The 26,418-nt window shown below is 69.6% G+C and carries 29 protein-coding genes and 1 tRNA gene; 14 read left to right on the top strand and 16 right to left on the bottom strand.

Translation table 11 applies throughout. From position 1 onward, the window contains the following. The first annotated feature begins 1 nt into the window (after window position 1). Complete coding sequence (locus J2Y42_RS16850) at window positions 2–937, top strand: aldose 1-epimerase family protein (RefSeq protein ID WP_309860788.1); 936 nt, start codon at window positions 2–4, stop codon at window positions 935–937. Here J2Y42_RS16850 and J2Y42_RS16845 read toward each other — a convergent pair. Next, window positions 916–1,620 (bottom strand): SDR family oxidoreductase, encoded by a 705-nt coding sequence (locus tag J2Y42_RS16845; protein WP_309860785.1) that lies wholly within the window; start codon window positions 1,618–1,620, stop codon window positions 916–918. The genes J2Y42_RS16850 and J2Y42_RS16845 overlap by 22 nt on opposite strands. A gap of 91 nt (window positions 1,621–1,711) precedes the next feature. Between J2Y42_RS16845 and J2Y42_RS16840 the strand changes: the two genes are divergently transcribed. Then, entirely contained in the window at window positions 1,712–2,287 is a 576-nt protein-coding gene (locus J2Y42_RS16840; RefSeq protein ID WP_309860782.1) for a TetR/AcrR family transcriptional regulator, read from the top strand. An 81-nt stretch (window positions 2,288–2,368) separates the two neighbouring features. On the opposite strand, the gene J2Y42_RS16835 is transcribed toward J2Y42_RS16840, so the two are convergent. Next, window positions 2,369–3,463, bottom strand: a complete 1,095-nt coding sequence (locus J2Y42_RS16835) for an ionic transporter y4hA (RefSeq protein ID WP_309860779.1) — start codon at window positions 3,461–3,463, stop codon at window positions 2,369–2,371. Window positions 3,464–3,568: 105 nt separating this feature from the next. Here J2Y42_RS16835 and J2Y42_RS16830 point away from each other — a divergent pair, with 105 nt between their 5' ends. Further along, window positions 3,569–4,174 carry a DUF4232 domain-containing protein gene (locus tag J2Y42_RS16830; RefSeq protein ID WP_309860777.1) on the top strand — a complete coding sequence of 202 codons (606 nt, stop codon included), beginning with the start codon at window positions 3,569–3,571 and terminating at the stop codon, window positions 4,172–4,174. 12 nt (window positions 4,175–4,186) lie between these two features. Here J2Y42_RS16830 and J2Y42_RS16825 read toward each other — a convergent pair whose 3' ends face one another. Continuing rightward, window positions 4,187–4,735, bottom strand: a complete 549-nt coding sequence (locus J2Y42_RS16825) for a transporter (RefSeq protein ID WP_309860774.1) — start codon at window positions 4,733–4,735, stop codon at window positions 4,187–4,189. Window positions 4,736–4,825: 90 nt separating this feature from the next. Between J2Y42_RS16825 and J2Y42_RS16820 the strand changes: the two genes are divergently transcribed. From J2Y42_RS16820 to J2Y42_RS16795, 6 genes are read left to right on the top strand one after another with little or no spacing between them, the layout of a single operon-like run. Further along, window positions 4,826–6,103 carry a chloride channel protein gene (locus J2Y42_RS16820; protein WP_309860772.1) on the top strand — a complete coding sequence of 426 codons (1,278 nt, stop codon included), beginning with the start codon at window positions 4,826–4,828 and terminating at the stop codon, window positions 6,101–6,103. Between the two features lie 54 nt (window positions 6,104–6,157). After that, window positions 6,158–6,787, top strand: a complete 630-nt coding sequence (locus tag J2Y42_RS16815) for a hypothetical protein (RefSeq protein ID WP_309860769.1) — start codon at window positions 6,158–6,160, stop codon at window positions 6,785–6,787. A 44-nt stretch (window positions 6,788–6,831) separates the two neighbouring features. Then, window positions 6,832–7,725: a DUF6578 domain-containing protein gene (locus tag J2Y42_RS16810; RefSeq protein WP_309860766.1), complete on the top strand. Its 894-nt coding sequence runs from the start codon at window positions 6,832–6,834 to the stop codon at window positions 7,723–7,725. A gap of 52 nt (window positions 7,726–7,777) precedes the next feature. Beyond that, the gene (locus J2Y42_RS16805; RefSeq protein WP_309860762.1) at window positions 7,778–8,980 is read left to right on the top strand and encodes an AAA family ATPase; all 1,203 of its coding nucleotides are present in this window, start codon (window positions 7,778–7,780) and stop codon (window positions 8,978–8,980) included. Window positions 8,981–9,014: 34 nt separating this feature from the next. Beyond that, a complete protein-coding gene (locus J2Y42_RS16800; protein WP_309860760.1) occupies window positions 9,015–9,374 on the top strand; it encodes a hypothetical protein in 360 nt (119 codons plus the stop codon). 45 nt (window positions 9,375–9,419) lie between these two features. Next, on the top strand, window positions 9,420–9,839 hold the full coding sequence (locus J2Y42_RS16795) for a hypothetical protein (RefSeq protein WP_309860758.1): 420 nt from the start codon (window positions 9,420–9,422) through the stop codon (window positions 9,837–9,839). Here the strand turns inward: J2Y42_RS16795 and J2Y42_RS16790 are convergent. Then, on the bottom strand, window positions 9,794–10,252 hold the full coding sequence (locus tag J2Y42_RS16790) for a hypothetical protein (protein WP_309860755.1): 459 nt from the start codon (window positions 10,250–10,252) through the stop codon (window positions 9,794–9,796). The genes J2Y42_RS16795 and J2Y42_RS16790 overlap by 46 nt on opposite strands. Continuing rightward, the gene (locus J2Y42_RS16785; protein WP_309860753.1) at window positions 10,249–10,785 is read right to left on the bottom strand and encodes a barstar family protein; all 537 of its coding nucleotides are present in this window, start codon (window positions 10,783–10,785) and stop codon (window positions 10,249–10,251) included. Before J2Y42_RS16785 ends, J2Y42_RS16790 begins: the two co-directional genes overlap by 4 nt. An 89-nt stretch (window positions 10,786–10,874) precedes the next feature. Here J2Y42_RS16785 and J2Y42_RS16780 point away from each other — a divergent pair, with 89 nt between their 5' ends. Next, entirely contained in the window at window positions 10,875–11,369 is a 495-nt protein-coding gene (locus J2Y42_RS16780; RefSeq protein WP_309860750.1) for a hypothetical protein, read from the top strand. Further along, window positions 11,353–11,895: a hypothetical protein gene (locus tag J2Y42_RS16775; protein WP_309860747.1), complete on the top strand. Its 543-nt coding sequence runs from the start codon at window positions 11,353–11,355 to the stop codon at window positions 11,893–11,895. Before J2Y42_RS16780 ends, J2Y42_RS16775 begins: the two co-directional genes overlap by 17 nt. 138 nt (window positions 11,896–12,033) lie before the next feature. On the opposite strand, the gene J2Y42_RS16770 is transcribed toward J2Y42_RS16775, so the two are convergent. The 3 genes from J2Y42_RS16770 to J2Y42_RS16760 all read right to left on the bottom strand — a co-directional run bounded on the left by J2Y42_RS16770 (window position 12,034) and on the right by J2Y42_RS16760 (window position 14,750). Next, a complete protein-coding gene (locus J2Y42_RS16770) occupies window positions 12,034–14,274 on the bottom strand; it encodes a CBM35 domain-containing protein (RefSeq protein WP_309860744.1) in 2,241 nt (746 codons plus the stop codon). A gap of 204 nt (window positions 14,275–14,478) precedes the next feature. Next, window positions 14,479–14,625 carry a hypothetical protein gene (locus J2Y42_RS16765; protein ID WP_309860742.1) on the bottom strand — a complete coding sequence of 49 codons (147 nt, stop codon included), beginning with the start codon at window positions 14,623–14,625 and terminating at the stop codon, window positions 14,479–14,481. A 52-nt stretch (window positions 14,626–14,677) separates the two neighbouring features. Continuing rightward, window positions 14,678–14,750: transfer RNA gene (locus J2Y42_RS16760), tRNA-Lys, on the bottom strand. A 56-nt stretch (window positions 14,751–14,806) separates the two neighbouring features. Here J2Y42_RS16760 and J2Y42_RS16755 point away from each other — a divergent pair. From J2Y42_RS16755 to J2Y42_RS16745, 3 genes are all read left to right on the top strand, one after another. Then, window positions 14,807–15,436 (top strand): DNA-directed RNA polymerase subunit beta, encoded by a 630-nt coding sequence (locus J2Y42_RS16755; RefSeq protein WP_309860739.1) that lies wholly within the window; start codon window positions 14,807–14,809, stop codon window positions 15,434–15,436. 244 nt (window positions 15,437–15,680) lie between these two features. After that, on the top strand, window positions 15,681–16,241 hold the full coding sequence (sigK, locus tag J2Y42_RS16750; protein WP_309860737.1) for an ECF RNA polymerase sigma factor SigK: 561 nt from the start codon (window positions 15,681–15,683) through the stop codon (window positions 16,239–16,241). Continuing rightward, on the top strand, window positions 16,238–17,032 hold the full coding sequence (locus tag J2Y42_RS16745; RefSeq protein WP_309860734.1) for an anti-sigma factor domain-containing protein: 795 nt from the start codon (window positions 16,238–16,240) through the stop codon (window positions 17,030–17,032). The genes sigK and J2Y42_RS16745 overlap by 4 nt, the downstream gene beginning before the upstream one ends. Window positions 17,033–17,135: 103 nt before the next feature. Here J2Y42_RS16745 and pstB read toward each other — a convergent pair whose 3' ends face one another. The 8 genes from pstB to J2Y42_RS16705 all read right to left on the bottom strand — a co-directional run bounded on the left by pstB (window position 17,136) and on the right by J2Y42_RS16705 (window position 26,374). Further along, window positions 17,136–17,915 carry a phosphate ABC transporter ATP-binding protein PstB gene (gene pstB, locus J2Y42_RS16740; RefSeq protein ID WP_018191823.1) on the bottom strand — a complete coding sequence of 260 codons (780 nt, stop codon included), beginning with the start codon at window positions 17,913–17,915 and terminating at the stop codon, window positions 17,136–17,138. 35 nt (window positions 17,916–17,950) lie between these two features. Then, the gene (gene pstA, locus J2Y42_RS16735) at window positions 17,951–19,042 is read right to left on the bottom strand and encodes a phosphate ABC transporter permease PstA (RefSeq protein WP_018191822.1); all 1,092 of its coding nucleotides are present in this window, start codon (window positions 19,040–19,042) and stop codon (window positions 17,951–17,953) included. Next, window positions 19,042–19,989 carry a phosphate ABC transporter permease subunit PstC gene (gene pstC, locus J2Y42_RS16730; protein WP_309860727.1) on the bottom strand — a complete coding sequence of 316 codons (948 nt, stop codon included), beginning with the start codon at window positions 19,987–19,989 and terminating at the stop codon, window positions 19,042–19,044. The genes pstA and pstC overlap by 1 nt, the downstream gene beginning before the upstream one ends. Window positions 19,990–20,088: 99 nt before the next feature. Then, complete coding sequence (gene pstS, locus J2Y42_RS16725; protein ID WP_309860725.1) at window positions 20,089–21,183, bottom strand: phosphate ABC transporter substrate-binding protein PstS; 1,095 nt, start codon at window positions 21,181–21,183, stop codon at window positions 20,089–20,091. A gap of 153 nt (window positions 21,184–21,336) precedes the next feature. Further along, the gene (locus J2Y42_RS16720; protein ID WP_309860722.1) at window positions 21,337–22,203 is read right to left on the bottom strand and encodes a L,D-transpeptidase; all 867 of its coding nucleotides are present in this window, start codon (window positions 22,201–22,203) and stop codon (window positions 21,337–21,339) included. Window positions 22,204–22,340: 137 nt separating this feature from the next. Further along, complete coding sequence (locus tag J2Y42_RS16715) at window positions 22,341–23,129, bottom strand: hypothetical protein (protein ID WP_309860719.1); 789 nt, start codon at window positions 23,127–23,129, stop codon at window positions 22,341–22,343. A 99-nt stretch (window positions 23,130–23,228) separates the two neighbouring features. Beyond that, window positions 23,229–24,167 (bottom strand): NUDIX domain-containing protein, encoded by a 939-nt coding sequence (locus J2Y42_RS16710; RefSeq protein ID WP_309860716.1) that lies wholly within the window; start codon window positions 24,165–24,167, stop codon window positions 23,229–23,231. Then, the gene (locus J2Y42_RS16705; RefSeq protein WP_309860714.1) at window positions 24,164–26,374 is read right to left on the bottom strand and encodes an RNA degradosome polyphosphate kinase; all 2,211 of its coding nucleotides are present in this window, start codon (window positions 26,372–26,374) and stop codon (window positions 24,164–24,166) included. Before J2Y42_RS16705 ends, J2Y42_RS16710 begins: the two co-directional genes overlap by 4 nt. Between the last annotated feature and the right edge of the window lie 44 nt (window positions 26,375–26,418).

Raw genomic sequence — 26,418 nt, 5'->3', positions numbered from 1 at the left:
CATGCGACCCGCCACCGGTGAACAGTACGAACTCGACTTCGGCGACCTGAGCGCCACCATCGTGCAGGTGGGAGCCGGCATCCGCTCCCTGCGCTTCGCCGAATCCGACCTCACCGAGCCCTACCCCGTCGAGGAGCAGCCGCCCTCGGCGTGCGGGATCGTGCTCGTCCCGTGGCCCAACCGGGTCGCGGACGGCCGGTGGGAGTTCGAGGGACAGTCACGGCAGCTCGATCTGACCGAACCGGCGAAACGGAACGCCATCCACGGCCTGCTGCGACGGCGTCCGTACGAGCTGGTGGAGCAGTCCGACTCGATGGTCACGCAGGCCGCGACCGTCTATCCGGAGCCCGGGTACCCGTTCCTGCTCGACACCACGGTGACGCACGAACTGCACACCGAGGGGCTCCAGGTGACCCACACGATCAGCAACGCGGGCGAGACGGCGGCACCGGTGGCCGTCGGCGCGCACCCCTACCTCCGCATCGCGGACGTGCCGCCGGACCAGCTGGCCGTCACGGTGGCGGCGCGCACCCGGTTCGAGACCGACGACCGCAGCAACGTCACGGGCGAGTCGCCGGTCGCGGGCACGTCGTTCGACCTCTCGGCGGGCCGGCGGGTGAGCGAGCTGGAGCTCGACACCGGGTTCGCCGACCTGCCCGACGGGCCGGTGGAGCACATCCTCGCCGCCGACGACGGTCGCCGCGTCGTGCTGTGGGCCGATGAGGCGTTCCGCTACGTGCAGGTGTTCACGCATCGGTCCTTCGCGACCAAGCCCGGGGGAGTGGCGCTCGCGATCGAGCCGATGACCGCCCCGGCGAACGCCCTCAACTCGGGCCGCGGCCTGCGCTGGCTGGAGCCGGGCGAGAGCTGGTCGGTGAGCTGGGGCGTCCGCCCGGAAGGATTCGGCGGAGAGGCCTACCTGGCCAGCTGGGGGTAGAGCACGCGGACATCCTCGTGGAGGTGCGACTTGACCTGCTGCGCGACCTCTCCGACGATCGCCTCCGCTCCGCCCTCCTGCACGGTGTCGAGGGCCTCGTCGGCGACCTGGCGCGGCGGAACCTTGACGCCCGTCGCGTCCGCCGCCATCTCGGTGTCGACGTAGCCGACGTGAACGCCGACGATCTGGATGCCCGCGGGCGCGAGCTCCACGCGGCTTGAGTTGCTGGCCGACCACAGGGCCGCCTTGGTCGCGCTGTAGGAGCCGAAGGCGAGCCAGCTGAGGGCGGAGTGCATGTTCACGATGGCGCCTCCGCCGTTCGCCTCGAGGGCGGGGGCGAAGGCCCGGGTGACGAGCACCGGTCCCCAGAAGTTGGTGTCGAACTCGCGGTGGATCTCGTCGAGGTCGCCGGTGACGAGCGACTCGTTGACGGCGATGCCGGCGTTGTTGACGAGGACCGTGACGTCGCTCGCGATCTCGGCCGCCCGCCGGATGCTCTCCGCGTCCGTCACATCGAGGGCGAGGGGGACGACACGCGGGTCGTCGCTCGTGACGGTCTCGGGGCGGCGGGCGGCGGCGTAGACCTTCGTGGCCCCGCGTTCGAGGAGTGCTGCGACGAAGGCGGCGCCGAGGCCGCGATTGGCGCCGGTGACGAGGGCGACGCGGCCGGTGATGTCGGTCATGAGAGGGTCCTTCCGAAAGTAAACCGATCTGTGTACTTGCAATGTACACAGATCGGTTTACTTTTTGCAACCGCCCGATTATGATCGAGGCGTGTCCACAGCCACCGCACCCTCCCGGCCGAAGCCGCGCGATCGCGTACTCGCTGCCGCCGCGCGCCTGTTCGTGCGCGAGGGCGTCAACGCGGTGGGTGTGGACCGGCTCGCGCAGGAGGCCGAGGTCTCCAAGCGCTCGATCTACCAGCACTTCGACGGCAAGGATGCGATCGTCGCCACCATGCTCCAGGAGTACGGGCCGAGCGTCGTCACCGGATACTTCGAGAGCGACGAGGAGGCCGCCCCGCGTGACCGCGTGCTCCACGTCTTCGACGCCCTCCACGCCGCCGCGGCGGCCGGCGACTTCTACGGCTGCCCCTTCGTCAACGTTGCGACCGAGCTGCGCGACCGCGCGCATCCCGCCGCCGTCGTCGCGCGCGGGTTCAAGGACGAGCTGACCGCCTACTTCGAGCGCCAGGCCGCGGCCGCCGGGGCTGCTGACCCCCGCACCCTCGCCATCCAGCTGACCCTCCTGTTCGACGGCGCCTCAGCAAGTGCGGCCATGCGCGGAGGCACACCCGACGCCGCCCGCCTTGCCGCCGCCCAGCTCTTCGACGCCGCGACCGCCGCCTGACCCGCGCACATTCGTGCCGAATGTGCGTTCTGGCGCCGCCATACCGCACATTCGGCACGAATGTCGCGGGCTGCGACCGAGCTACGGCGCGATCGACAGGAAGATGAACGCCGCGAACAGCACCAGGTGGATGCCGCCCTGCAGCCGCACCGCGCGTCCCTGCACGATGGTGAGGATGCTGACCAGCACCGTCAGCACCAGCAGCACGATCTGACTCGACCCGAGCCCGAGGTGCAGTGCGCCCGGCAGCCAGATCGACGCGACGGCGATCGCCGGGATCGTGAGCCCGATGCTCGCCATCGCCGAGCCGAGCGCCAGATTGAGGCTCGTCTGGGTGCGGTTGCGCGATGCCGCCTTGGCTGCGGCGATTCCCTCCGGCAGCAGCACGAGCAGCGCGATGACGACGCCCACGAACGACTGCGGCAGCCCGATCCCGGTCACCGCCCGCTCGATCGGTGTCGACTCCAGCTTGGCCAATCCGACGACCGCGACCAGCGACACGAGCAGCAGCCCGAGGCTGATCAGGGCGGCGCGCTTGGTCGGCGCCTCGGCGTGGTCGTCCTCGGTCAGAGGCTTACCCTTTCTGCCCACCGGGAGGAAGAAGTCGCGGTGCGCCACCGTCTGGGTGAAGACGAACATCCCGTACAGGGCGAGGGAGGCGATCGCCGCGAACACCAGCTGCGGTCCGGAGAACACCGGGCCGGGCGCCGACGTGAAGCTCGGCAGCACCATCGTCAGGGTGGCGAGCGCGGTGACCGTCGCGAGGGCCGCTCCACTGCCCTGCGCGTTGAAGGCGGTGGACTCGCGGCGGGATGCGCTCAGCAGCAGCGAGAGCCCGACGATGCCGTTCATCGTGATCATCACGGCCGAGAACACGGTGTCGCGCGCGAGCTCGGGGGAGTCCTTGCCTGTGGTCATGAGCGTGACGATCAGCGCCACCTCGATGATGGTGACCGCGACGGCGAGGACGAGCGAACCGAACGGCTCCCCGACCCGGTGGGCCACCACCTCCGCGTGCTGGACGGCCGCCAGCACCGTCCCGGCCAGGACCACGGCGATCACGACCACGGCGATCGTGTTGAGCTCCACCGCCCAGAAGGCCACCAGGACCACGACACCGATCGCCGGCACCCCGATCGTCCACCATCGTGCGAGCCAGGTGCCGAGCGCTGTCATGCATCCATCCTGCCAGGCCGCCCTCCGAGGCCCTCGGGCGGACTCCGTCACCGTCGTCCGGCGGGTCCTGCGGCTCCAGCCGCCGTGCACCGGTTGGATGGGCGCATGACCGGGAACACGACCTTCCGCGCCGTCTCCGCGACCGCCGTCGCCTTCACGTTCGCCATCCTCCTGGCGGGATGCGTCTCGCCGAGCCCGGCGCCGACCGGATCGCCCTCCGCATCAACGACCTCGACGTCGCGGCCGACCCCGACCTCCACAGCGACCGCGACGCCCATCGACGGGCAGTGCGACACGGGCGACCTCTCCGGCACGATCGCCCAGGGCGGAGGCGGGGCGGCGGGAAGCGTCGAGGTGACCCTCGTGCTCACGAACAACGGTTCGGGTGAATGCTCGCTGCAGGGATGGCCGGGGGTGTCGTTCGTCGGAGACGGAAACGGCACGCAGCTGGGTGCCGCGGCCCAGTTCGACCGCAGCACGCCGCATCCCACCGTCGTGCTGAAGCCGGGTGCGACCGCGCAGGCGCCGCTGCGCATCACCCAGGCGCTGAACTATCCCGAGGCCGACTGCGCCCCGAAGCAGGCCGACGGCTTCCGGGTCTACCCGCCCGGCTCGACCGAGTCGCTGTTCGTGAAGGATGCGGGCGCGACGGCGTGCACGAAGGATTCGGTGTCGCTGCTCACGGTCGGAGCGCTGGTCGCCGGCAGCTGACCGGCGTCCGAGTCAGTCGCAGACCCGGGCGAGAGGTCCGTCCCAGGCCCCCCGAAGCTCCGCCGCCGCTCCGTTGGCAGCGGCGAGTGCCGCCCCGGGGTCGCGGGCGAGGGCGCGTCCGTCGACGGCGCCCCGCAGGTCGTCGAGCGTCCGGTCGACCGGGTCGAGCGCGCGAGCGACCGCGTCCGTGGCGATGTCGCTCGTTTCCGCGCGGAACCTCGTCACCGCATCCTGGATCGCCGATCCCGCCTCGACGGGATGCGCCCCGAGCGCCGCCAGGTGCGCATCCAGCGCGGCGTCGAGGGCGTGGCGTGCGCTCCGGATCGTCGTGCAGTCGCGCCCCCGCTCGGCCGACGCCTCGGAGAACAGCGGGAACTCCGTACCCGCCGCGACGGCCAGCATCGCGATCGCCGCGACGCAGCCGAGGGTCAGCGCGGTCGCGCCCGGCCACAGGCGCACGGCCCATGCCACCACGCCGCGCCGGATGCCGCGCGACGGGAGAGGCGTCGTGCGCCGACGGTCGGCGTCGACATCCGGCACACCCGGGCGCGAGAGGGTCACGGTCGTAACGCTAGGGGCGCTCGGTGAACACTTCGTTGCACGATTTCCACCGACGAGCCCGCGGGAAGTGCTGCGGATACGCTGGGTGCCGTGCCTCCCGCCCGACCCGCGACCGGTTCCGCGACCCCGCGGTGGGTCGTGCGCCTCGTCATCGTCACCGCCCTGGTCGGGGTGGGAGCGGGAATCGGCGGCGGACTCGTCTCGCTGGGCCTGCACGCCCTGCAGCACCTCGCCTTCGGCTACTCGGAGGGCGACTTCTTCGAGGGCCTGCTGAACGCGCCGCCGGTGAACCGCGTCGTGGCGCTCGCTGTCGCCGGCGTCATCGGCGGCGTCGGCTGGTGGGCGCTCCGCCGCTGGGGGCGACGGTCGCCGATTCACGCCGTCGTCTCGGTGGAGCAGTCGGTGAACGGACGCCGCATGCCTCCGGTCGTCACGCTCCTGAACGCTGCTCTGCAGGTGGTCATCGTCGGGCTCGGCGCCTCCATCGGCCGCGAGGTGGCGCCGCGGGAGGTCGGAGCGCTCTGGGCGGGATGGCTCGCCGAGCGCGCGGGACTCTCGGCACGCGAGCGGCGCATCCTCGTCGCGTGCGGGGCGGGGGCGGGCCTCGCCGCGGTCTACAACGTCCCGTTCGGCGGCGCCGTCTTCGCCGTCGAGATCTTGCTGGCCGAGATCAGCTTCGCGACCGTGCTTCCCGCGTTCGCGGCTTCCGCGATCGCCGCGCTCGTCGCCCGCATCTGGGTTCCGGCGAACCCGCTCTATGTACTCCCGGAGCTGCACCTGAGCCCCACGATCGTCGTCTGGTCGCTGCTCGCCGGCCCGCTGATCGGCTGCGCGGCCGTCGGTTTCGTGCGCGCAGCGCGGTTCGCGCAGGCGCATCGACCGCGCTCGTGGGGCATCCTGATCGTGATGCCGCTGACCTTCGTCGCGGTCGGCGTCGTGTCGCTCTGGCTGCCCGCGATCCTCGGCAACGGCCGCGCGCTCGGCCAGCTCGCGTTCGCGGCGACGCTGCCGGTGCTGCTCATCCTGCTGACCACGGTCGTCAAGGCGGCGGCGACGCTGGGAACCATCGGAGCGGGCGCGGCGGGCGGCACCCTGACTCCGTCGCTGGCCACCGGCGCCGGGCTGGGACTCGGGGGCGGTGCCGCCTGGAACCTCCTCTGGCCGGGCGCCGAGCTCCCCGCCTTCGCCCTGATCGCCGCCGCCGCCTTCCTCGCCGTCACGATGCGCGCGCCGGTGACCGGACTGCTCCTCACCATGGAGTTCACCGGCCAGGGACCCGACCTGCTCGTGCCCGTGATGCTGTGCACCGCTGGGGCGGTCGCCGTCGGCTACCTGCTCGAGCGCACGCGGGTCACCGGCGTCGCGTGAGTTTTCCTCGCGTTTCGGGCTGATCGGGGATACCGTGGCGCCGGGAGGCGCAGAATGACGCGGATCGAGGAGAACGACCGCTGGGCCGCTGCGGAGCGGCTCGCGGCGGGTGAGGTCGACGAACGCCTGACGCGACGTCGCGGCACCACGCTGTTGTGGATCGTCGCACTGCTTCTCGTCGGTGTCGCGGCAGGTGTCGTCATCGCTCTCCTGCTGCCGTCGCGCCCGCAGCATACGGCCTCTGAGGGCATCGGGCCGCGCGTCGTCATCGGCTGGGGCATCAGCGGGTTGGGGTTCGTGGTCGCCGTGGTCACGTTCGTCTGGGGGAGACGCACCGGCCACTACGTCCCTCGGTGGCGGGCGGTGCTGAGCCCTCTCTCGCGGGAGGAACGGAAGTCCGCCGTCCGCCAGTTCCGCGGCAAGGAGGCGCTCGACACGCGGCACGCGACCGTCATCGTCGCGGCCGCACGGCAGTCGCAGCGGGCGACCTGGGGGTACGTGCCGCTGGTGATCGCCCTGACGCTCATGATGGTGGGATCGGCGATCTCGAGCGGGGTGTTCTGGGCGACCTGGTTGTTCGCGGCGGCCATCCTGCTCTTCGCGGCGTCCGCCATCGTGAGCCTGATCCGGTATCGAGAGGTCGCGGCGTTCCTGGACGCGCACGAGCGGACGCTCGGCGACTGATCCGAAAGCTCGTCGGGGCTGGCGCCTCCCGGTACCGTTGCTCCATGGACGCCACCTCCGCGATCGACGTTCTCGTGTTCAGCGCCGAGTTCGGCTGTTGCGGCATCCCCTTCGCAGCGGGCGAGGACGTGACGCTGACGGTTCGGGCCCCGGTTGACGATCTGCCGGCACCGGATGGTGTGCCCACCTATCTCCACGAACTCCATCCGTATGACGACCGTGTGCCTCTCGCCGATGTCACCGGGCGCGTCGAGCGGATCGTCGCGTGGTACGAGCGCATGGTGCCGGTCGCCGGTGCTCACTACCGCACAAACGACCCCGACGATCGGATCGAGCGCGACGTCGACCGGGTGCCGACCGACGACCACCCGGCGGGTTATGGCGGCCCGGACTACCGGGTGCGCATTCGCATCCCGTCGGATACGCGTCTGCCCGATCCCGCTCCCGAGCTGCCGCCTGCTCCCGACATCGACGCCCCGCCGCCGCCGCGGATACTGCCCCTGCTGACGACGCTGGTCGCGGACGTCGCGTCGGAGTTCGGAGACGCGGTGGATGTGCTCCGCGGCCGCGAGGACGCCTCCGTCACGCTGCAGCCGCGTCGGGAAGGGGCGGCCGCTGTGCGGTGGAACGCCTACCTCGATCAGCTCACGGCGGAGATCGAGCATGCGGAGTGGACGCTGACCGACGACGAAGCCGGCGTCGCCGTCCTCCGCGACCTCGTGGCCGCGGCCGCGGCCGGGCGCTTCTCCGAGACGGAGGAGGACTGGACGATCGTCTCCGTCGCGACGACAGCAGATGGGCGCGCGTACGAGGCGACGACGACCGTCTCGCGGTTTCCCCTCGGCGGCGACGTCGTCATGCTGGGAGGTTCCGACCACGAGCGGATCGAGCGCGCCCGGTCCGGAAGTCCTTTCCTTCCGTGGAGCGACGAAGTCTGATGGCAGGTCGCGCGCATCCACTCGCGTCGGCGGCCCCCGATACGATCCCGGAGTGATCTCCACCGTCGCCGTCTCCGGCTACCGCTCGTTGCGCGACCTCGTCATCCCGTTGGGGCGGCTGACCGTGGTGACGGGCGCGAACGGGGCGGGCAAGTCGTCGCTCTATCGGGCGCTGCGCCTGCTGGCCGGGTGCGGGCGGGATGAGGTGGTCGTCGCGATCGCGCGCGAGGGCGGTCTCGACTCCACGCTGTGGGCCGGTCCCGAGCGGCTGGGCCGGGCGATGCTCCAGGGCGACGCGCCCGTCCAGGGAACCGTCCGTCGTGACCCGGTCGCGCTCCGGCTGGGCGTGCAGCTCGACGATGGTGGCATGGGACTCGGCTACGCCCTCGACCTCGGACTGCCACAGCCGAGCAAGGACACCGCGTTCGGCCGCGATCCCGAGCTGAAGCTGGAGACCGTGTGGACGGGCCCTGCACCTCGACCGTCGAGTCTGGCGGCCGAGCGGCGCGGCGGCCACGTCCGCGTGCGCGGCGACGACGGCGACTGGACGGAGCTGGGCAAGACCCTGCGCACGTTCGAGAGCATCCTTACCGAGGTCGTGGATCCTGTCCGCGCCCCCGAGGTGCTGAGGGTGCGCGAGAACCTGCGCGCGTGGCGCTTCTACGACCACTTCCGCACCGACACGGCGGCCCCGGCGCGGCTACCGCAGCTCGGAACCCGCACGCCGGTGCTCGCCGCCGACGGCACGGATGTCGCGGCGGCCATCCAGACCATCCGCGAGTCGGGTGGCGGCGACCCCTTCGACGCGGCCGTGGATGCGGCGTTCCCCGGCAGCCGGGTCGAGATCGTGGTCGACGGCGCCCAGTTCTCGGTGGCCGTCCGGCAGCCCGGGCTGCTCCGCCCGCTCGCCGGTGCGGAGCTGTCGGACGGCACCCTGCGCTTCCTGCTCTGGGCGGCCGCGCTGCTGTCACCGCGTCCGCCGCAGCTGCTGGTCGTCAACGAGCCGGAGACCAGCCTGCACCCGGACCTGCTGCCCGCCCTCGGCTCCCTCATCGTCGCCGCGTCGGCCAACGCGCAGCTCGTGGTCGTCACGCACTCTCCCGAGCTGCAGGATGCGATCCAGCGTTCCGCGGCCGACCGCGACCTCGTCGACGACGTGAGCCGCATCCACCTGGAGAAGCAGCTCGGCGAGACCCACGTGCGCGGCCAGGAGGGCCTCCTCGACCGTCCCAGCTGGCACTGGCCCACCCGCTGAGCGGTCGCCGCGGCTCCGGTGTAGATTCTGGCGTGTGAGCGACCCCGGCCGGCGGCAGAGTCCTGACCGCGCGGTCCCGCGCCCGCCGACGCCCAGGAAAGAGAGCCGTGCGACGGGACTCGCGCAGCCGGGCGGATGGCTGGCAGGTGTCACGATGCCCCCGCGGCCGGTGAGCATGTGGGGGATGGCCTGGCGGCTGACCGCGCGGTGGACGGCCACGGTGGTCATGTCCGCCTTCCTCGGCGCCGCGATCTGGTCCGTCGCGGCGACGCCGTCGTCCCAGCACTGGCTCGTGCTGCTCGCGGTCGTCGGCGGCTGGCTCTACAGCGTTCTGGTGACCGTCGTCCTCACCGTGGTGCTGGTGCGAGCTCCGCGTGCGACGCGCCGCGGGTGAACGCCGCGCACGGCGGGCTCTGGCCGCTGCCGGTATCCTTCACGCGTGTCTGGATTCGCGACCTACGTCGAGAACGTCGTGCGGCCGTACCCGGGGACGGGCAGGAAGCGCGACCCTGCTAGCTTGCTCCACGGCTATGACGCGATCATCGCCAACGTCGCAGGCGGCTATAACGACTACGTTGCCGAGTACTTCAACGATCTCGCGCCCAGAGACTTCATCGAAGAGGTCCTCCGCGATCCCGCCGCTCAACGGTTCCCGGAGTTCGAAGAGTTCGCTCGCCAGGTCGATGACTTGGATGAGCAATTCCGGCGGCTGCTCACTCCGACACCGGTTGCGCCCGGCAAGAGCTGGTGGACCACGCACCTGCCACTACGTGCCGGGCGCAGGTTCAACGACGAGACGTGGACGCTCTTCGACTACCGAGCCGAACCCGCCGAAGACGGGGGCGGCACCTGGTACTGAGTGCGATGGTGGTCAACTGACCCGCTTGGAAACGGGGGATCACCCCACCAGCCCACACCGCCGGCATCGAACACGAGTCGGTCGGCGAAGCGCCCCAGCGGCTCGGCGATGCTGAAGTCGGCGATGTCCATCCCGAACTCCTCCGCCGTCGGTTGATCGGTGTACGCACCGGAGTATTGCTCGCCGGTTGCCGTGACACGCAGCCCCGCCGTGGGACCCCAGGGCGATCCGTAGATGACGCAGAAGCCGTCGTCGAACGCCCACGCGTCGACGACGGTCACCTCTTCCGCGGAAGTCGGGCCGCCCGAACGGAGACGCTCGAGACAGCTCAGCAGAGCGGTCTGACCCCACGAGCGATTGTTCAGGGTCCGCAGCTCGTCGATCGCTGTGCTGTGAGCGGGGGTCACGCTCACGACGCGGCCCCATCCACGCGGTCGGAGAGGAGCCACTCGCGTGGGTTCCACGGGGGCTCCGCGCCACCGACCGATCCGATGTCCAGCCGCGGGTCGTCCGACCGGATCACGCACAGGATCCTGTTGCCGAGGAGTGCTCCGAGACGAGCCGTGTCGACGAGGATGTCGAGCAGGATCCAACAGGCGGCCGGCATCGTCGCGCGGAACCGATCGAGGTGGTCGAGTTCGATGACGAGCCCTGTGTCGGCCGCCGTCCATCCGTACGCCTGCTCGGCGACGTCCTGAAGGCAGTCGGCCAGCGCGGAGAAGTTGCGCCCGTAGTAGGCGGGGAAGTCGAGGGCGGTGCTCAGCACGTCGTGGAGGTCGGCTTCGTCGGTCCAGGATGCGGTATCCAGTCGAACGACGCGGTAGCCGGCCGACCGGAAGAAAGCGAGCGACTCATCGACCACGGCTGCCGAGTGGAACTTCGTCACGAATCCGTTCCGGACCAGCTGGAATCCCGGATACTGATCGTCCGCCTCCCATGCAGCCACGAGAGAAACCTACCTCGCACGAGACATCGTCGCTCACGCGACAGCCACTGCTCCAAGAGTCATCGCGGCTCCGGTGTAGATTCTGGCGTGTGAGCGACCCACGAACCTCCGACCGGACAGAGGAGGAGGCGACGACACTGTCGGGTCATGCCACCCCCAACCGGCGGAGATGGGGACCCTTCGTCTGGTACTCGATCGCTTGGTGCACCGGACTCGGCGTGCTCATCCACGCGACGGCGACGGCGCCGCCGTTGGGGTGGACTCCGCCCCTGGTCGCGGGTTTCTATCTGTTGTTCCTGTTCATCTGGACGATCCCCACCTCGATGCTGCTCGGCTTGGCACTCGGGATCGGTCTGCGCTGGGCGATCGACTGGTCTGAGCGGCGGGCGCCCGCGTGGTGGCGCTCCGGGATCGCGCTGTCACTCGCCTACGGTCTGCTGGCAGCGGGAGGCTTCGCCCTGATCTTCTCCCGGTTGTGGACGAACGGTGGGGGCCTGTTCGCGGCGGGAGCGGGCTTCTGCGTGGGCGTGGCGATGGTGCTCGTCCTTCGGAAGACGCTGGACACTCGTGCAGCGCATCACTGATCCCGATCGCCTGCAGGCCGTCGTCGGCCTGAGGGACGCTGCCGCCGACGGCCCCTACGACCTCCGCGCCGAGTGGCTGTCCGCTACGGGTTCCTCCGTTCTCGCGCAGGAGGCCGCGGCGCGGATCGACCCCGACCAGATCGAGCGCATCATCAGAGCGAGTGCCGCGCACGGCATCGGGCGCTACGTCGCCGTGTCAAACGACGATGCGTTCGTCGACCCGACGACGATGGCCTTCGAGGTCGACGTGACGGGATCGGACCTCGACGCCTGCAGCGACGAATTCTTCGGCCTCAACATGATGCTCTTGGCGCCGGACCGCGCCGTCGCGCTGCTCGCCACCGTCGACGACTACTCGATCCTTGCGGGCCCTCGAGCCTTCATCCTCGGCTACGAACCCGACATCGATCGGGCGCTCGAGGAGTTCAGGTCGTTTGCGCTTCAACAGATCGAGGACCTCCGCCCTGCTGCTCTTCGGGCGCTCGAGACTTTCGAACGCCGTCAGCCGATACGATCGGTCGACTGAACGCTCCGCGGCGGGCGGACCTTGTCCTGCGCCGCCGTCGATTGAGCGAAGGGCCGGACCCGGTCTCCCGGGTCCGGCCCTTCCGGGCGGCGCCTGTCATGCTGGGGGCGATAGGCGCCACCCGAGAAGCGGTGTCCGTTACCGAACGACCGCCCCCGCGGGGGAGGAGAACTGCGCATAGTCGAGTTCCGCGTAGTTCTGATTCGCCTGGTGGGCGATCGTGACCGTGTTCGTGCCGGCGTTGAGCTGCACCGTCGCGGTCGCCACCGGGAAGGATCCGCCGTTCGCACCCCACGGCCCCGTGACGGGAAGGGTCAGGTTCGTTGCGGCTCCGCCGTTGACGGAGAGCCCGACCACCGCATCCAGCGTCCCGTTCTGCGTGTAACCTCCGTCGTTGGCGTAGCCCAATTGCAGCCGGTAGGTGCCGGCGGCGGGGACGTTGGGATGGATGGTCACCGAACTGGTGGAGGAGTCGAGTCCGCCGACGAAGCTTCCGCCGGACGCGTTCGACGAGGCGATGACGTTGCCGCCGGAGACCGTTCCGGACTCCGCCTCCAGCCGCTGCACGAACGTCGCCGCGGGCGGATTCGACGGCTGCGACCAACCGGGGACGGCGGCGGTCGTGGACAGGGAGATGGAGTCGAGTTCGGCGTAACCGCTGCCGCCGGCGAAGTAGGGTGATCCCTTCGCGAGCCGGATCATGTTGTATCCGGCGGTGAGGTGGAGGGTCGGTCCGGAGACCGTCGCGAACTTCCCTTGGGCGCCCCAACCGCCGGTCGCGGGATAGCTGACCGTGCTCCAGGCGCCGCCGTCGTAGGCGACGCCCTGGGTGGAGGTGGCACCCGTGCCGTTGGCGTAGCGGATCGACAGACTGTAGTCGGCCGCGACCGGGACGTTGACCAGGAAGTCGACGAAGCTGTCGTTCCGCATGTCGCCGCTGTTGTCCAGGCCGCCGACGTATCCGCCGTTGGATGCGGCGGAGGAGGAGTAGCGGATGCCGTTGACCACGGAGGCGTTCTCTGCCTCGTACGTCTGCTGGTACGAGGTGACCGGTCCGCTGGTCGGCGTGACGACGATCTCGTACGCCGCGCCCGGGTCCTGCCCGGTGAGCGGGACGCTGATGGCTCCGTTGGTGACCGTAAGGGTCCCCGACCAGATGGTCGTCGGAGCGGACACCGCGTGCAGGCGGCCGGAGTCCGGCGTGGAGAGCACGGTCACCGCGACCGATGAGCCGAAGCCGCTGAGGTTCTTCACCGATACGGAGTTGTCGCCGGTTGCGCCGCCCACGACGGCCGTGAGGATCTTGCGGGTCGTGTCCAGCGACGCGATGCCGTCCTGCAGGCCGTTCTGGGCCACGGACACCATGTTGCCGGTCATGTCGCCGTACCACTTGTAGAGCCAGTAGGTGCCGGTCGGCTGCCCGTTGACGAAGAGGCCGTTCATCGTGCCGGACTCGTACCAGTAGGCGCGTTCGGCATCGCGGACGTCGGTGGCGCGCTCGAAGGTCGCGAGGTAGCGCAGCGATGCCGCGGGCACATCCACTTGGTCGGGCCAGGCGTACTCGTTGATCGACACCGGGCGCGGCGAGATGCCGAGTGAGCTCTCGATCCCGCGGAGGTCGGCCAGTTCGCCGGGAAGGGCGTCCGAATTCCACAGATGCCAGCTGATGACGTCCGGCAGGGTACCCGCGTTCTTGGCGGCGGTGAGGAAGCTGGTCATCCAATCGTGGTTATAGCTGGAGATGCTCGGGCCCACGATCGGAGTGACGGTGTCGTACCTCTTGACCTCGTTATAGATGCGCGACCAGCCGTCGTTGAACGGACCTGCCGCCGAGGTGTTCCAGGTGCCGTCCGGCTCGTTCCACAGCTCCCACCCGTTGATGTTGGTCGTGGAGGTGGCCGAGACGCGCGCCTGGACCATCGTGTCGACCTTCGACAGGTAGTCGCTCCAGCTGACCCACTTGTACGGCCAGTCCGGGTAGATATCCGGCATGCGGACGGTCTCCTGGCCGCCCGCCGAGATCAGCGACGGCGCGACCTTGAGCGCGTCGCCGGATGGAGTGGTCGCCCCGTTCCCCAACTGCTGGACGCCCGGTGCCGGCTGGGTGAACTGGTTGACGTGCAGCGGCAGCAACGACGCGGGATCGGGTGTGCTCGCCGTCGCGAGACCGTACAGGCCGCCTGCGCCGACATGCGTGACGGGACGCACGACCGACGCCGCGTCGATGGTGAGGGTGTTTGCTCCGATGGCCGCGACGGCAGGAAGTGCTGCTCCGGCAGCGACCAGAGAAGCGGCTGCAACTGCAGCGACGGACACGCGCAACAGCGGGGACCGGCGGCGAGATCGCCTGCTCGCGACAGTCGAGTGGGTGAGTGACATGGTCGGATGCTCCTTCGCATCAGAACGGTGACGGACTTCGGCACCGCATTGTCGAACCGGTTCGACAGCCACCCTAGCGCAAACACTTTGCACCGCCAATAGATGTTGTTTCGCGCAACATTTGGGTTGCCGTCCGCCTCATTGCGAGCCTAAACGCGCCGTTATGTCTCCCAGTGTCGAACCGGTTCGAGCGACGAGCTTCGATCACTCCTCGACTAGGGGGCGCTCGATGGCGTCGCCTCTATGCGCGCTCTTGATCGCATCCATCAGGCGCCGTGCGTTCCTTGGTGAGCGCAGCAGGTAGGCGGTTTGGCAGCAGTCGCGCTCGTCTTTCGGCGCGGTGATGGCCATGGTTCCTCCGGGTAGTTCACGATCCCGAACCACTGCAGTGTGCTGATGAGGGTGGGCCCGGTGGGGCTCGAACCCACGACCCGCGGATTAAAAGTCCGATGCTCTGCCAACTGAGCTACAGGCCCTCACCTCCAATCTAGCGTGGATTCACCCGGTCCCGTGGCGGGGGCAGAATAGGGGGATGTCTGACCGCTTCCACAAGCCTGCGCTGTTCACGAGTGGGATGTTCGAGGCCTTCATGGGCGGGGAGGATCCCGCGCAGATCAGCAGGGTCGCGCACGAGACCGCCCGTGCCCTGCTGGCCCGGGTGCGCGAGAATCCGGACCCGGAGGTGGTGGATCGCCTGGTCGCGTTCACCGACCAGCACGGCATCGACGCGCTCGCCGAACTGTGGTCGCGGTCCAACGCCAAGAGCCTGCCGGGTGCGCTGTGGCGCATCTACCTCATCCGGCTTCTCATTCGCCAGGATGCGGAGGGCACCGCGTACCTGTTCCAGCGCGGCACCGAGGTTCTCGGGTCCATCGACGCGGTCGTGGCGGGAGCTCCCAACCCGGCGGGACCAACGGAGATCACCGAGCTCGCCGACCGCATCCTCCGAGGCCTGTTCGAGGGCGACTTCGCTGTGGCGCTCGACCGGGCGGCCGCGTTCTGCCGGGTCGCAGCAGCCGGGGCCGCCTCCGTCGCCGACGACCGTGACGTGCTCGACCCGGAGCGGGCGAGCGAGTTGACGACGCGGGCTCTGCGCTTCACCCGCACCGCGGAGGAGCTGACCGCGTGCGCCCGGCTGTGGCGGTCGGGATCGCTGGACTGACCCGGTCAACCCCTAGCCGCGGCATCCGCGTTCTCCCGCTGCGAACGCCACGCCGAGAAGCGCGGCGAACCGCTCCTGTACACTGGATGTCGCCGGGCCGCAGTAACCCCGGGCTCCAAAACTAGCCGCTTCGAGCGGCCTCGCGCCGAGAGGCGTTCTGCGGCCCGGCACTCTTCTGCCAGGAGAAGCCCGCTCGAGCATCGGCGGGACGACTCCCGGCAGGCCGGATGAGAGCGGAGACGACGTGGACGACGCCCCTGCGGTCGACCTCGACGCCCTTCTCGTCCGCACCGCCGCCGGCGACCAGGAGGCGTTCTCGCGCTTCTACGACCTGACCGCTGCGCGCGTCCTCGGGCTCATACGCCGCCTCCTCATCGACGGCGCGCAGTCGGAGGAGGTCGCCCAGGAGGTCTTCCTCGAGGCGTGGCAATCCGCTCCGCGGTTCGATCCGAATAAAGGTCGAGCGCAGACGTGGATCATGACCATGGCCCACCGGCGCGCTGTCGACCGGATCCGCGCGTCGCAGGCGTCGCGTGACCGGGACACGGTGGTGGGCATCCGCGACCTCCCGACCGCCTACGACCAGGTGGCCGAGACGGTGGAGGTCCGGGTCGAGCACGAAAGGGTGGAGGTGGCCATGGCGAAACTGAGTGAGCCGCAACGGCGGGCCGTCACCCTCGCCTACTACGGGGGACTCAGCCAGTCCGAGGTCGCAGCCGAACTCGGAATCCCGCTCGGCACAGCGAAGACTCGGCTGCGCGATGCGATGATACGGCTGCGAGAAGAACTGGGGGTGACGACATGACCCGCGAGGACGACCGCGACACCGGGCGCCTCGGCTACCGCCTGGGGGCGGACGACGAGCAGGAGGCCCGCGCCTTCGAGGACGTCGCCGCCGAACTGGCGCTCTCGGCCGAGCCCGTCCAGCCCCGCCCCGAGCTCAAGGCGGCGCTGTTCGCGCAGCTGCAGAACACCCCGCAGCTGCCGGCTCAGGATGTCGCCCAGCCGACGGCGCAGCCCGTCGCGGCGGAGGCCGAAGCGCACGATGCCACGCCGACCGTTGACGCAGCCCCGGCATCCCCGGTGGCTCCCGAGACGCCCCCGGGCCGCGCAGAGCGCGCCGCACAGCGCCGCTGGTTCCAGCGCCCCGCGCTCCTCCTCAGCGCCGCGGCCGCCGCGATCGTACTGTTCGTGGGCGGAGCGTTCGTCGGCTCGACCCTCTCCGGCGGCAACTCGTACCAGTCCCAGCAGGCGTCCGCGCTGGCCGAGATCAACGCGGCCCCCGACGTGCAGCGGGCGACCGCGCAGGTCGAGGGCGGGGGAACGGCCACCCTGGTGTGGTCGGGCGAACTGGGGCGTTCCGCGCTCGTCGCCAACGACCTCCCCGCGCTTCCCGGCGACAAGACCTACGAGCTCTGGTACCTCCGCGACGGCAAGGCCATCCCGGCGGGCACGATGAGCTCCTCCGACTCCGGATCGACCTGGCGGGTGCTCACCGGCGACATGGCTGCGGGCGACGCAGTCGGAGTCACCGTGGAGCCGCGCGGGGGATCGGACAAGCCGACGAGCCCGCCGATCGTCGCCATCCCCTCCTGACCGGGTCCTCGCCGCCGGAACGCGAGCACGAACAGAAGAACGCCGCCGATCGCATGATCGGCGGCGTTCTCGCGTTCGGTGCGACCGCGGGGTCGCGCGTGGATCAACCGAAGCGGCCGGAGACGTAGTCCTCGGTGGCCTGCACGGTCGGGTTGGAGAAGATCTGGTTGGTGTCGTTGTACTCGATGAGCTTGCCCGGCTTGCCGGTGCCCGCGATGTTGAAGAACGCGGTGCGGTCCGAGACGCGCGACGCCTGCTGCATGTTGTGGGTCACGATCACGATCGTGTAGTCGTTCTTCAGCTCCTCGATGAGGTCCTCGATCGCGAGCGTCGAGATCGGGTCGAGGGCCGAGCACGGCTCGTCCATCAGCAGGACGTCGGGGGAGACGGCGATCGCGCGGGCGATGCACAGACGCTGCTGCTGGCCGCCGGAGAGTCCGGAGCCGGGGAGGTTGAGGCGGTCCTTGACCTCGTTCCACAGGTTGGCGCCCTGCAGCGAGCTCTCGACCAGGTCGTCGGCCTCGCTCTTCGACATCCGGCGGTTGTTGAGCTTCACGCCGGCGAGCACGTTGTCGCGGATGCTCATGGTCGGGAACGGGTTCGGACGCTGGAACACCATGCCCACCTGGCGGCGCACGAGGACGGGGTCGACGCCCGGGCCGTACAGGTTGTTGCCGTCGATGAGCACCTCACCCTCGACGTACGCGCCGGGGATGACCTCGTGCATGCGGTTGAGGGTACGGAGGAACGTCGACTTGCCGCATCCCGACGGGCCGATGAAGGCCGTCACGGAGCGGGGCTCGATGGTGAGCGAGACGCCCTCGACGGCACGGAACTTGCCGTAGTAGACGTTGAGGTCGTTGACTTCGATGCGCTTGGACAATTGATTCCTTGGCTGTCGGGTGGTGGGGTGCGGGTTCAGCGGCCGTACTTGGGAGCGAAGGCCTTGGCGATGATGCGGCCGGCCAGGTTGAGCAGCATCACGATGATGATCAGCGCGAGGGCGCCTGTCCAGGCGCGGTCGATCTGAGCCTGCGCGTGGAGGCCGGCGGCCTGCGTGTACTGGGTGTACACGAACACCGGGAGGGTCATCATCCGGTCGTTGAAGAGGTCGTAGTTCATGCTCGTCGTGAAGCCGGCGACGATGAGCAGCGGCGCCGTCTCGCCGATGACACGGGCGATGGCGAGCATGACGCCGGTGACGAGGCCGGCGAGCGAGGTGGGCAGCACCACCTTGAGCACGGTCAGCCACTTCGGGACGCCGAGGGCGAGGGATGCCTCACGCAGCTCGTTGGGCACGATCCGCAGGATCTCCTCGCTGGACCGCACGACGACCGGGATCATCAGCACCGACAGGGCGACGGCTCCCATGAAGCCGTTGCGGATGCCGGGGCCGAAGAACAGGGCGAACAGGGCGTAGGCGAACAGGCCCGCGACGATCGAGGGGATGCCGGTCATCACGTCGACGAAAAAGGTGATGCCGCGCGAGAGCATGCCGCGCCCGTACTCCACCAGGTAGATGGAGGTCAGCAGGCCGATGGGCACGGAGATGACCGCCGCCATGAGGGTGATCTCCAGCGTTCCGACGATCGCGTGGAGCGCGCCGCCGCCGTCGCCGATGACGTTGCGCATCGACTCCGAGAAGAAGGCGATGTCGAAGCGGGCGAGGCCCTGCGAGACGACCGTCCAGCCGAGGGAGATCAGCGGGAGGAGGGCGATGATGAACGCGGTAGCGACGAGCGAGGTGACCAACCGGTCCACGGCCTTGCGGGAGCCCTCGACCAGCAGGGATGTGGTGTAGATCGCGACGTCGAACAGCACGGTCCCGAAGAAGATCGCGCCGACGATGTTGAAGTCCTTCGTCGCGCCGCTCGCGGCGAGCATCGCGAAGATCGCGGCGAAGACGACCCACGAGACGACGAGCATCGTCCACGGCGCCCAGCGGGGCAGCTTGCCTGCGGTGTAGGAGTTGGCGAGGGGGCGCGGGGCGGTAGCGGTGGTGGTGGCCATCAGTTCGCTCCAGAGAAGGCCTTGCGGCGGCTGACGATGTAGCGGGCGAGCATGTTGATGAGCAGGGTCACCACGAACAGCACGAGACCTGAGGCGATGAGCGCGTTCACGCCGAGGCCGGTCGCCTCGGGGAACTGCAGCGCGATGTTCGCCGCGATCGTGTTCGGGCTCTGCGCCTGCAGCACCGCGAACTTCACGATCAGGGCCGGCGAGAGCACCATCGCGATGGCCAGCGTCTCGCCGAGGGCGCGGCCGAGGCCGAGCATGATGGCGGAGATGATGCCGCTGCGGGCGAAGGGGAGGACGGCCATCTTGACCATCTCCCAGCGCGTCGCGCCGAGGGCGAGGGCGGCCTCCTCGTGGAGGCGCGGGGTCTGCAGGAAGATCTCGCGGCAGATGGCGGTCATGATCGGGATGACCATGACGGCGAGCACCAGGCCGGCGGTGAGGATGGTGCGGCCGGTGCCGGAGACCGGCGGCGCGAAGAAGGGGATCCAGCCGAGGTTGTCGCCGAGCCAGACGTAGAAGGGCTGGACGAACGAGGAGAGGGTCGCGATGCCCCACAGGCCGAAGACGACGGAGGGGACGGCGGCGAGCAGATCGATGATGTAGCCGAGCACCGATGCGACGCGGCGCGGTGCGTAGTGCGAGATGAACAGCGCGATGCCGATGGACAGCGGGGTCGCGATCAGCAGCGCGATCAGCGCCGCCCAGATGGTGCCGAAGACGAGCGGCCAGACCCACGACCAGAAGTTCGTCGCGTTGTTGGGCAGCTCGCCTGCCTGAGCGAACAGAGCCGGGATGCTCTGCACGACCAGGAAGATCGCAACGGCGGCGAGGGTGGCGAGGATCAGCGATCCAGCCACGATGGTGCTGGTCGAGAAGACCCGGTCGCCGAGGCGGACCTTCGCCTTCGGCCTGATGGCTCCTACGGTTCCGGCGGTCATTCGTTGCTTTCTCTCATCGGGTGCGCCGTGGGGGACGGCTGAGGACGGGAGCACCGCTCGGCCCGGGCTGCGGGGCAGCCCAGGCCGAGCGGCGTGGTGTTACTTGATGCTGGCGACGGCCTTGGAGACCTTGTCGGCCAGGTCGCTCGCGAGCGGGGCCGAGCCGGCCTGCTCCGCAGCGGCCTTCTGGGCGTCGCTCGAGATGATGTAGTCGACGTAGCCCTTCACCAGGTCAGCCTTGGCGGCGTCCTTGTACTCCTGGCACGCGATGATGTAGGAGACCAGGACGAGCGGCCAGGCGCCCTTCTTGGTGTCCTTGCGGTCGATCTGGATGGCCAGGTCGTTGGCCTCGCGGCCGTCGGCGATGGGGGAGGCGGCGACCACGGCGGCAGCACCGTCGGCGCTGATCTTCTCGTAGTTGTCGCCGACCTTCAGCTGGGCGATGCTGAGGCCCGCCGAGCCCGACTCGTCGATGTACGTGATCGAGTTCTTCGCGTTCTTGGTGGCGTCCGCGACACCCGAGGTGCCCTTGGCGGCGTCACCGACCTGGAACGGGAAGGTCTGGGAGGCCGGGGCCGTCCAGACGTCGGGGGCGTTCGCGGCGAGGTACTCGGTGAAGTTCTGGGTGGTGCCCGAGTCGTCGGAGCGGTGAACGACCGTGATCGGGGCCGACGGGAGCGAAGCGCCCGAGTTCTGGTCCTTGATCTTGGCGTCGTCCCACGTGGTGATCTTGCCCGAGAAGATGCCGGCGATGGTCGCAGCGTCGAGCTTGAGGTCCTTCACGCCGTCGACGTTGTACGCGATGGCGATCGGGGAGATGTAGACGGGGAGGTCGATGCCCTTGCTGTTCGCGGCGCAGCCGGCGAACGTGGAGGCGAGCTCCTCGGTCTTCAGCGCGGCGTCGGAGCCGGCGAAGTCGGCAGCACCCGAGATGAAGCTCTTGCGGCCGGCGCCGGAGCCCTGCGGGTCGTAGTTGATGGTGGCCTTCGGGTTGGCCTCCTGGAAGCCGGCGGCCCACACCGTCTGCGCCGCGCCCTGGGCGGACGAGCCGATGCCGTTCAGCGTGCCGGACAGGTTCGAGGCCTTGGCCGTCGTGGTCGACGGCGTGCTGCCCTCGTTCGCCGCGCAGGCGGTGAGAGAGATGGCGGCTGCGGCGAGGAGTGCCACGGGAGCGCCGATGCGCTTGAGATTCACAGTTGTCCCTTCGGGGATCAGTAACAACAGGACGGGGTCGGTGCGACCCGCGTGAGACGCTATTCCCGGTGTCTGTCCAGAGTCCCCCGCAGTGGTAAACGGGAGGTTAACGCCGGGCGTCCTCTTGTCCTCGTGCTCCTGTGAATCCGCGGATCAGCCGGTGATCTGCACCGGCGTCCCGAGGGGGAGGGCGTCGACGGCGGCGATGGCCTCGGCGGACAGTCGCACGCAGCCGTGCGACACGGCGCCGGACGCCGTCGACTGGTAGTGGATGCCGATGAGCCCGCCGTCGGAACCGTCGTAGGGCTCGTCTGCCGCGGTCGCGTGCAGTGAGGTGAGCTGGATGCGGTGCTCCTCCTGACCCTGCGCCGGGTCCAGGTAGCGGGCCTGCAGGTAGCCGGTCCCGGTGGGAGTGGGCGTCGAGTCGGTGCCGACGCCGACCGGGAACTCCTGCAGGGTCCGGCCCGCGCCATCCAGGATGCTGAGCGTCTGCTCCTCCGTCGAGATCACGACGCGCTTGGTGAGGGTGGCGGACACGCGCAGCAGCCGGGTCGGCACCCAGGCGGCACTCTGCGCGGGCGCGGGATCGTCGGCGGTCGCTTTCGACGGGAGTTGCTTGCGTGCCGGGGTGAGGATGAGGGACCAGTCGCCGCGCGTCTTCACACGGACCACCACGGTCGGCTCGCCGAGGAAGTTGTTGGCCGGGATGAGCGCGACCGGCGTACGGAAGTCGGCGCCGTAGGCGGCCGTGTCGAAGGCCAGCCGGAACGCGGTGCGGATCTCGGCCTTCTCCGGCGCGGCGATGAGACCGGGGATGACCGCGTCGAAGGAGGCGGTGGGGAGGGCGCGCAGCTCCGACGGGGAGAGACCGGGCGGCAGCGCGGGCCCGGCCTCGGTGGATGCGGTGGGCCGCGGCGAGGCGCTGTGGGTGGGCTTCGCGTCGCCGGGGGCGCAGGCGGAGAGGGACGCGAGCAGGGCGGCGCTGCAGAGCAGGGCGGGGAGGATGCGGCGGTTCGTCATGGTGTCTCTGTCGTCGGGTCTGGATCGGGTCGGGTCGGGTCGGGTCGGCACGGAGTGTCTGGGATGGGGCACCCGAGAACCGCGAGTGGCGGCGCGGACCGATCGGGTCCGCGCCGCCACGAGTCGTCAGGGCTGGATCAGCCGCTGACGACGGGCAGGCGCGACGGGCCGGAGGCTGCCGCGGTCGCAGCGCCGCCGAGCGACGGCACAGCGGAGCCGCCGGCGCCGACGTCCTCGCCGGTGACCTGGATGGTGACGCTCTGGCTGACGCCCGACTGCTGGCCGGCCACCGTCACGGTGAGCGGACCGGCGGTCGCGACGCCGCCCGCGAGGTAGAAGCCGAAGACGACGGAGCCGTCCGCCTCGACCGTGTACGGGCCGAGGTCGAGGGCGTCACCCGCGTAGTCGACCGTCACGTTCACCTGCTCGCCGGGGGTGTATCCCGAGGCGAGGATGGAGATGCCGCTGTTCGGATCGGTCAGCTGCGCGGTCGTGATGGTCGAGACGCTCGAGACGATGCTCTTCGGCAGCGTCGCGGGGTTCACCGTGAGCGGCACCGTGTTGGAGGTGTCGCCGAGGTTGCTCGTCGCGGTCACCGAGAGGGTGTCGCCCGCGGCCGGGAGGGGCAGCGTGACGATCGGCGTGTAGGTCTCCTGGAAGGAGCCGGAAGCGTCGGCCGTCACATCGTGCAGGTCGATCGCGGTGTGGTCGGCCGTCTCCACGGTGATGGTCACGACCGCGTCTGCGGTGAAACCGGAGCCGGCGACGTTGAGGCCGGCGCCCCAGTCACCCGCGGTGAACGTGGTGTTGGCGAGCGTCAAGGTGCCGGTCGCGGCATTGGCCGGAGCGGCGGCGAAGAATCCGCCGGCGACCACGGCAGCTGCTGCCGTGAGCGCGCCGAAGCGGATGCGCGTTGAGCTGGTCATTCATTTCCTCTGATGGAACGGAGACGTGCCGAATGGCACCCCCCGACACTAACAGGGTGATATCTCAGCTGCAACTATGGAAGATGGGTGTGCGGTGTGCTAACCCTCCACCGGCGCATATGTCTCGATCGAGACGATTCCGGACGCGGGATTCGTCGCCGACAGGTGCACGACCGAGAAGCCGCCGGTGTCGAGATCGGCGGCATCGTCGAGATAGGCGCCCGGCATCGTCCCGGTCGCCAGCGCGATCTCGCGCATGATCTCCGGAAGCACGGGGCCGTGACTGCAGAGCACGGCGGTCTTGCGGGAACGCACGCGCTTGCCGATGACGCCCCGCACATCGCCGCGGCCCTCCTCGTAGGCGTCCTGGCTGATGCCGTGGTCGCGGTGGGGCTTGATGCCGGTCGCGGCCGCGAGCGGGGCGACCGTGGTGACGCAGCGCACGGCGTCGCTGGTGACGATCCGTTTCGGACGCCAGGTCTGCAGGGTCGCCACGTCGGCTGCGGCCTGTTTGACACCGCGTTCCGTGAGCGGCCGCGAGGCGTCGGAGCCGTCCCAGCGTTCGCGCGGTGCCGCCTTGCCGTGCCGCAGCGCGATGAGCGCGAACGTGGACGTGATGCCCTGGTGCACGAGCGCGTCGAACGCGTCGAGGATCTCCACATCGCGCTCGTAGGTGAGGTAGCCGCGCGCCTTCTTGATCGTCACCCACTCGATGGCGGCGATCTCGCTGTTCGGCACGAAGGTCGAGCGCAGGATGGCCTTCTCGGACACTTCAGCCGCCCAGTAGTGCACGATCTTCTCGCGGCCGCTGCTGAGGGGATAGGTCGAGACGCCGAGCGGGACGCCCAGGCCGATCTTCAGCCCGGTCTCCTCCTCGATCTCGCGCACGGCCGTCTGGGGCAGCGTCTCGCCGGGGTCGACTTTGCCCTTGGGGATCGTCACGTCGCCGTACTTGGTGCGGTGCACGACGAGCACGACGATCCGATCGTCCACGACGCGCCAGCAGAGGGCGCCCGCGGCGTAGATGGCCGGGCTCACCGCCTCGTTCCCGTACGGGTGCTGCGCGGGCGATGGCTGTACTGCTGGATGAGCTTGTTCTGCAGGTCGACCAGCGGCTTGCCGTTCTCGTCGAGGTGGTGCCGCGTCCACACGCCGTCCTGGTCGAGCTTCCAGGTGGCGGTGCGCTCGTCGAAGGCGAGGTCGAAGAGGTCGCTCAGCTCGCGCAGGTGCTCGGGGTCGGTGAGGCGCACGAGCGCCTCGACCCGGCGGTCGAGATTGCGGTGCATCATGTCGGCGCTGCCGATGAACACCTGCGGATCGCCGCCGTTGACGAACGAGAAGACGCGGGAGTGCTCGAGGTACCGGCCGAGGACGGAGCGCACGCGGATGTTCTCCGACAGTCCCTCGCGGCCCGGCACGACCCCGCAGATGCCGCGGACCCAGAGATCGACCGGGACCCCGGCCTGACTGGCGCGGTAGAGCGCGTCGATGATGGCCTCGTCGACGATCGAGTTCAGCTTGATCCGGATGCCGGAAGGCCGACCGGCCTCAGCGTTGACGCGCTCCGTCTCGATGCGCTTCAGCAGCCCCTTCCGCAGGTGCAGCGGGGCGACGAGCAGCCGCTTGAACTTCTTCTCGATCGCGTAGCCCGAGAGCTCGTTGAACAGGCGCGTCAGGTCTTTGCCGACCTGGTCGTCGTCGGTGAAGAGCCCCAGGTCTTCGTAGATGCGGGACGTCTTCGGGTTGTAGTTGCCCGTCCCGATGTGGCTGTAGCTCTTGAGCACGCCTTTCTCTTCGCGGATGACGAGGGCGAGCTTGCAGTGCGTCTTGAGGCCGACCAGCCCGTAGACGACGTGGACGCCGGCCTTCTCGAGCTTCCGCGCCCAGGAGATGTTGTTCTGCTCGTCGAAGCGGGCCTTGATCTCGACCAGGGCGAGCACCTGCTTGCCGGCCTCGGCCGCGTCGATGAGGGCCTCGACGATCGGGCTGTCGCCGGAGGTGCGGTACAGCGTCTGCTTGATCGCGAGGACATGCGGGTCGGCGGCCGCCTGCTCCAGGAAGGCCTGGACGCTGGTCGCGAACGACTCGTACGGGTGGTGGACCAGCACATCCTGCCGGGCGATCGCCGCGAAGATGTCGGGCTTGGCGTTCGGCTCGCTCGGCATCAGCTGTGCGGGAGTCGTCGGCACGTGGTTCGGGTAGTGGAGGTCGGGGCGGTCGATCTTGGCGAGGTCGAAGAGGCCTCCGAGGTCGAGAGGAGCCGGGAGGCGGTACACCTCCTGCTCGGTCACATCGAGCTCGCGCACCAGTAGACCGAGAGTGACCGGGTCGACATCGTCGGTCACCTCCAGCCGGATCGGCGGACCGAAGCGTCGACGCAGCAGCTCGCGCTCGAGCGCCTGGATGAGGTTCTCCGTCTCGTCCTCGTCGATCTCGACGTCTTCGTTGCGGGTGACCCGGAAGACATGGTGGTCGAGGATCTCCATGCCGGGGAAGAGGTCGCCGAGGTGGTTGGCGATGAGCTCCTCGAGGGTGATGAAGCGCACCTGGCCGACGGTCTCGCGCTGGTCGATGCGGACGAACCGCGGCAGCATCTGCGGCACCTTCAGGCGGGCGAACTGCTCCTTGCCCGTGCGCGAGTTGCGGACGCGAACGGCGAGGTTGAGCGAGAGCCCCGAGATGTAGGGGAACGGGTGCGCCGGGTCGACGGCGAGCGGCATCAGCACCGGGAAGATCTGCTGCGAGAAGATCTCGCGCAGCTGCACCTTGTCGGCGTCGTCGAGCTGGTCGTAGGTCACGACGGTGATGCCCGCATCGCGCAGGGCGGGGAGGACGAGGTCGTGGTACGCCCGCGCATGGCGCAGCTGCAGCTCGTGCGCCTTCTCGGAGATGTCGGCGAGCACGTCCTGCGGGGCGCGGCCGACGTTCGTCGGCACCGCGAGACCGGTCGCGATGCGGCGCTTCAGCCCCGCGACGCGCACCATGAAGAACTCGTCGAGGTTGCTCGCGAAGATGGCGAGGAAGTTCGCCCGTTCGAGCACCGGCAGCAGCGGATCCTCCGCCAGCTCCAGCACGCGCTGGTTGAAGGCGAGCCAGCTCAGCTCGCGGTCGAGGTAGCGGTCGTCCGGCAGCGTCGGGTCGGGCTCATAGATGAAGGGAGCGAAGTCGTCGTCGAAGTCGCTGCCCAGGCTGCCGCCCAGCCCCGTGTCGAGAAGGCCGTTCTCCAGAGTCGTGCGCTCGTCCATCCCCCCATCATGGCACCGCGGGCAAGCCGTGGTGACGGGCCTGC

The organism is Leifsonia sp. 1010 (genome assembly GCF_031455295.1).
In the GTDB taxonomy this organism is placed as follows: Bacteria; Actinomycetota; Actinomycetes; order Actinomycetales; family Microbacteriaceae; genus Leifsonia.
This window is presented reverse-complemented; position numbering and strand designations above follow the sequence as displayed.